Genomic DNA, 6,000 nt, shown 5'->3' with positions numbered 1-6,000 from the left:
TCTCTGGCTTTTTCGGGCTCGGTAAAATAGTCCGAAAAGTCCGTTCCTATCAACTCGTTCCTGGAATGCCCCGTAACGAGTTCTGTAGCCCGATTCACATCCGTAATCTTGCCATCAGGTCCGATAGTCACCAGGGGATCCAGACTGGCTTCAATAAGACTTCGGTTGTAAATATTTGACAATCTCAGAGCTTCCTCTGCTTTTTTCCGCTCAGTAATATCGCGTGCTGCCGCAAAAACCCCTATAACTTCTCCAGCCTCATCCCTGTAAACCGATGCATTGTACAGAACAGGCGTTATATGTCCGCTTCGATGCCGAATCTCCAGCGGGTAGTCCCTTACCAATCCTTCCCTGAACACCTGTTGATAACCATCTCTGGCTTTTTCGGGCTCGGTAAAATAGTCCGAAAAGTCCGTTCCTATCAACTCGTTCCTGGAATGCCCCGTAACGAGTTCTGTAGCCCGATTCACATCCGTAATCTTGCCATCAGGTCCAATAGTTACCAGGGGGTCCAGACTGGCTTCAAGAAGACTGCGGTTGTAAATATTTGACAATCTCAGAGCTTCCTCTGCTTTTTTCCGCTCAGTAATATCTCTGGCAATAGTGGAGATCGCTACAAGCTCTCTGGAAGCATTAAAAACGGGGGAAAGGGTTATTGAAATATTTATTATTGTGCCGTCTTTTTTTAACCTTAAGGTTTCATAGTGATGAATCCTTTCTCCCTGTTTAATCTTCTTAATTAGCTGTTCAATTTCTCCTTTAAGCTTATCCGGCTCAAGCATTGATACGCTTTTTCCCAGAATTTCTTCAGCGGAGTATCCATAAACCTGTTCTGCCCCTTTATTCCAGTTTGTAATAACACCGTCAAGCGACTTGGTTATAATGGCATCGTCCGATGACTCAACAACGTTCGCAAGTATCCTGAGCTTCTCTTCTGCCTTTTTCTGTTCGGTGATATCGCGCGCTGCAGCAAAAACCCCTATAACCTCTCCAGCCTCATCCCTGTAAACCGATGCATTATACAGAACCGGTGTTAATCGCCCGTTTCGATGTCGAATTTCCAGCGGGTAATCCCTTACCAGTCCTCTCTGGAACACATGCTGGTATCCTTTCCTCGCTTTTTCAGGCTCGGTAAAATAGTCTGAAAAATCCGTTCCTATCAACTCTTCACGGGAGTAACCCGTAATAAACTCCGTTGAGTTGTTAACATCAGTAATTTTACCATCCTGACCGATAGTAACAAGGGGATCTACACTGGCTTCGATGAGACTGCGGTTATACGCATTAGCAAGTTTTAATGCCTTTTCAGCCCTTTTCTGCTCAGTGATATCCTGAACTGTCCCTCTCATCCGGACAGGCACGTTTTCCTCATTAAAAATAACTTCAGCCTGCTCGTGGACTATGCGTTTTTCTCCACCGCTTGAAGTAATCCTGTGATCAATACTGTAGGGTTTTCCGTTTAAGGCTTCTTTAACGGCATTATCTACATATTCCCGGTCTTCCGGATGTATATAGTCCAGAAAGGCATCGTAGGTTGCCTCGAATTCCTGCGGGAGGCGTCCGAAAATACGATAAATCTCATCCGACCAGTAAAGCTCATTGGTAACAATATTCCAATCCCAGTTTCCAAGACGTGCCATTCTTTGAGCTTCAGCGAGACCTTTTTCGTTTTCTTTAAGGGATTCATAGGCTTTTTCAAGCTGTTCCCGGTGCTTCTTTAGCTCCACCTCCGCGCGTTTTTGCTCGGTGATGTCGATGTCCATCTTAAGGATCATGGGCGAACCGTCAATGTCGGTGAACGGAAAGTCATAGGAATCAATTACGCTTCCGTCCGGGGTGGTGCCCTCCCAATGGTGGGGATTACCGGTTTCAATCACTTTATGTATTTCGCAGAATTCACAGGGTCTGGTGCGCCCATAACAATATTCATAACAGTGTCGGTCGTCGGCTTCGCCAAACTTTTCACGGAACCCGCGGTTGGCAAAGGCTACGTGATAGTCAGGTGTAAGCAGGCTTATCATTGCCGGCAGTGTTTCCAGCACGTCAAATAGTCGCTGACGCTCTGCCTGAACTGCTGCTTGCGCCTGTTTGATCTCAGTGATATCAACGCCCATTTCCATGATGAGTGTGGAACCGTCAGAGTCCTTGAACGGATAATCGTAGACGTCATAATTGCGGCCGTCCGGACCGGTCCACTCCCAGCGATGAGGCGCACCCGTTCTGAACACCTTGCAGGTCTCGCAGGTCTCGCAGGGCTCGGTGCGCTGGAAAAGATATTCGTAGCAGCGCCGACCTTCAGATGTGCCGAAGCGCTCCTCGAAGAAACGATTTGCAAACGGTACGCGGTAATCCGGTGAGAGCAGTATTACGTAAGCAGGCAGCATGTCCAGTACGCTGTTCAATCTCTCCCGTTCAGCTTGCACAGCCTCGGTAACCTTACGGCGCGCTTCGCTCTCGCGCAACGCCTCTTCAGCCTGCTTGCGCTCTGTAATATCCCTTAAAATTACTGCGAACTTCCCTTTCTCAGGGCTGAATACGTAACTGTCAAGATATCTGCCCAGTGCCTGGCTAAAAGTCTCAATATGTGCTGGCTTGCCTGAGAGCGCTACTTCACCATACTTTTCGATAAGCAGGTAGTTTGGGTTATGCAGTATTTCCCTTATAGTCCTGCCCAATATCTCTTCCCTTTTTAAACCTGTTTGAGGCTCAAAAGCAGGATTTACATTAAGGAAACGATAGTCATAAGGCGTACCATCCTTATCATAAATAAACTCTCCAAGGAAAAAACCCTCGGTCATGTTTGTGAAAAGCATTCGATATTGCTTTTCACTTTCACTCAATGCTTCATAAGCATCCTTAAGATCCTCGGTCTGAGCCTGCAATTCTTCGGATTGCATCTGGAGATTCTCGTATGCTTCACGCAGGGCTTCTTCAGCCTGCTTGCGTTCATTGATGTCACGGGCAACGTGAACGCTTCCTATAATTTTTCCATGGGAGTCGTGAAGTGGCGAGACACTCACTATACAATAACCACCCAGACAGTCTTCACAGAGTTCAACTGTGTGTTCAAGCCCATCATCAAGCAACCGCCTGTGCGGACAAAAAGAGGGGGGCTCATCCATTCCGTGCACAGCCTGATAGCAGGTTAAGCCTTTACACTTTTCCGGCTCCGTTCCCAATCTTGTTGCCATTGCCCGGTTTGCGCGAATAATCCTGTATTCATTGTCAAGTATGGCTATAAGGTCAGGCATGGTATCAAAGGTAGATCCCCAGTGCTGCGTCGCTTGAAGGGCTCTTTCTTCTTCTTTTTTGCGCCTGGAGCTTTCGATCTGCTCCCATTTTCCTTCCTTTTTAACCAGAGCGAACTGATGATTGATGACTACATCGATAATCTCGGTTGCGTTGCATTTGTCGAGGCAATAGGTGCACAGGGCCATCATGGGGTAGCTGCCAATGATACTGTCGATTTCTTCCTCGTAATCAACAAAACTGTCCCAATCTTTTTTCTCCAGCCAGAAAGTATTCCCACTCAACCTCAAGCCACCGTAATCGTCAGCCAGGGCTTTTTCAAGCTTTTCAACCCAGCCGTTAAGCACTATCTTTGAATCGAAAATTCCCTCTCGGACATACCAGTAACTATAGGGAATAATTTCAATCTGCCCCTTTTCAAGGTAAACATCAATCTCAGGAACAGCTTTTCTAAGGGCTTCTTTTGCCTCTTCCACTTCCAGGGGCTGTGATGTAATCCACATGCAAAATTCATTATTTTCCAGCCCTGCTTTAAAATAGGGGACAAGAATATCAATCAAGTCCTGTTTTGTCTGGTAGAATTGACAGAAGTGTGTTCCCCACGGCACTTCACCAATAATGCCAATCCCGGATTTTCTCAAACTGTTTTGCATTCCAACCCTCTTCCCATTATTAAAAATATTTTAAAATCCATACTTCGTAAGCTTTCTCAGGTTCCGGAACCTGACAGCAAAATCTCTGATTTCTAATATTCAGTTTTTACCCATCACTGCCAGAGCTTTAGTCTCAGAATATTTTCTCATACTCAGGATATCCATTATTTCTAAGCCAGGTTGATCAGTACCTTATGGCAAGATCTCAGGGCATTACGGCTCCTGTGGCATGATTTTGGGCAAGTTTTTTCATTGAAAATTGAGTTCAGGCATTTTATAAAAAACACCAAATATATTCTTTATTAAGACGTTTTTGTAAAATTAACTGTATACTATCTTATATTCTTTGTGATTTTTTGAACAATAAGACTGTCTATAACAAATATAAAAATATTACCTTTTATTGGAAATTATTAAAAATTACACCATAAATCTCAGAAGGTATAGCAAACCTCCATGGACTATAATAGAGACCATAAGCTGCGGTAAACATTGTCACCTTCCAGAATGAGATGCAACAAGAATCACTCCAGAAAGAGATGAAGTTATTAATATAAATTATTGAAAACTGAAATTAATAATAATGAAATTAACAAAAAATAAAATTAATAACAATGAAATTAATAAAAATGGACTTAATAAAAATAAAATACAGTAATATTACTGTATTCCTAAAATATAGCAATTTTTATTGCAAAAAACTCTTTTACTTTTCTAATTTACGTTCCGCATTCCCAGCCGGTCATGTAGCATTCCTGCGCCTCTGTAAACTCGTCGATGCTTATGCCCATTGATTCGAGCTTCATTCTGGCAACATAATTATCGAGTCCAGGAGGTACTTTATGGACACCATTCGGAAGTTTGTTTTCGGCAATATGCCGTACACAGAGGGCCTGGTTTGCAAAGCTCATATCCATGACCTCGGCAGGGTGACCGTCGCCGGCAGCAAGGTTTACCAGCCTGCCCTCGGCTATGACGTTGATGCGCCTGTCGCCGATATCGTATTCTTTTATGTTGTTCCTGACAGTCCGGACGGATTTCGCAAGGGAGGCAAGGGCTTCCATATCGATTTCCACGTTGAAATGGCCCGAGTTCGCAAGAATTGCCCCGTCAGGCATGGCTTTGAAGTGCTCGGCTGTGAGGATATCACGGTTTCCTGTAGTGGTTACGAAGATTTCCCCTAATTTTGCAGCGTCAGACATTTTCATGACCCTGTAGCCGTCCATCCTGGCTTCGAGGGCTCTTATTGGATCGACTTCGGTAACGATTACGCTTGCCCCAAGACCGGCTGCCCGCATTGCAACTCCGCGCCCGCACCAGCCGTAGCCTGCAACGACAACGTTTTTGCCTGCAACCAGGAGATTTGTAGTCCTGTTAATCCCGTCCCAGGCTGACTGGCCTGTACCGTAGCGGTTATCAAAAAGGTACTTGGTCATGGCATCGTTTACTGCGATTACCGGCATTTTCAGGGCGCCTTCCTTTTCCATAGCATGAAGCCTGTGCACGCCGGTAGTTGTTTCCTCGCAGCCTCCAAGGATATTCGGAAGCAGGTCGGTTCTTTCCTTGTGTAATTTAAATATGAGGTCTGCCCCGTCGTCAATGGTGATATCTGGCTTGAAATCAAGGACCCTGTCGATTGCTTCATAATATTCCTGGCTTCCGACCCCGTACCGTGCAAAGCAGCTTATATTCTTGCGTGTGCCAAGGGCAAGGGCTACGTCGTCCTGCGTGCTCAGGGGATTACAGCCTGTAATTGATACCTCCGCGCCGCCAGCAGCCAGGGTCTCTACAAGGACTGCGGTTTTTGCCTCCACATGCAGTGCCATTCCTACTTTCAGCCCTTTCAGGGGTTTTTCTTCCTCGAATTTTTTCCTGACTATGGCAAGCACAGGCATATGGGTTCTTGCCCAGTCCATTTTCATGTTTCCGGATTCTATGAGTTCTTTTTCAGTCATGGTGATCCCGTAGTATAGATAGTGATTGGATTCGATTTTTATCAGGTTGAATATAAGGTTGATTTATTATCGTGGTCTCAGATGCTTGTCTCAGGTACTTACTTTTCCCGTATAATTTAAATCATTTCCCAGATACGGATTTC

At 45.2% G+C, this 6,000-nt stretch carries 2 protein-coding genes; both read right to left on the bottom strand.

Features of this window, described 5'->3' with window-relative positions; all coding sequences use genetic code 11:
* Positions 1–3,902, bottom strand: a 3,902-nt coding sequence (locus EQO05_RS16010) for a PAS domain S-box protein (protein ID WP_240664621.1), incomplete at its 3' end; no start/stop codon positions are given.
* A gap of 719 nt (positions 3,903–4,621) precedes the next feature.
* Positions 4,622–5,857: an adenosylhomocysteinase gene (locus EQO05_RS11830; protein WP_128506773.1), complete on the bottom strand. Its 1,236-nt coding sequence runs from the start codon at positions 5,855–5,857 to the stop codon at positions 4,622–4,624.
* Between the last annotated feature and the right edge of the window lie 143 nt (positions 5,858–6,000).

This window comes from Methanosarcina sp. MSH10X1 (genome assembly GCF_004099695.1).
Lineage (GTDB): Archaea > Halobacteriota > Methanosarcinia > Methanosarcinales > Methanosarcinaceae > Methanosarcina.
This window is presented reverse-complemented; position numbering and strand designations above follow the sequence as displayed.

Bases quoted from the DNA above. Each gene is read 5' to 3' on its own strand.
- EQO05_RS11830 (WP_128506773.1), bottom strand. From the start codon at position 5,857: ATGACTGAAAAAGAACTCATAGAATCCGGAAACATGAAAATGGACTGG.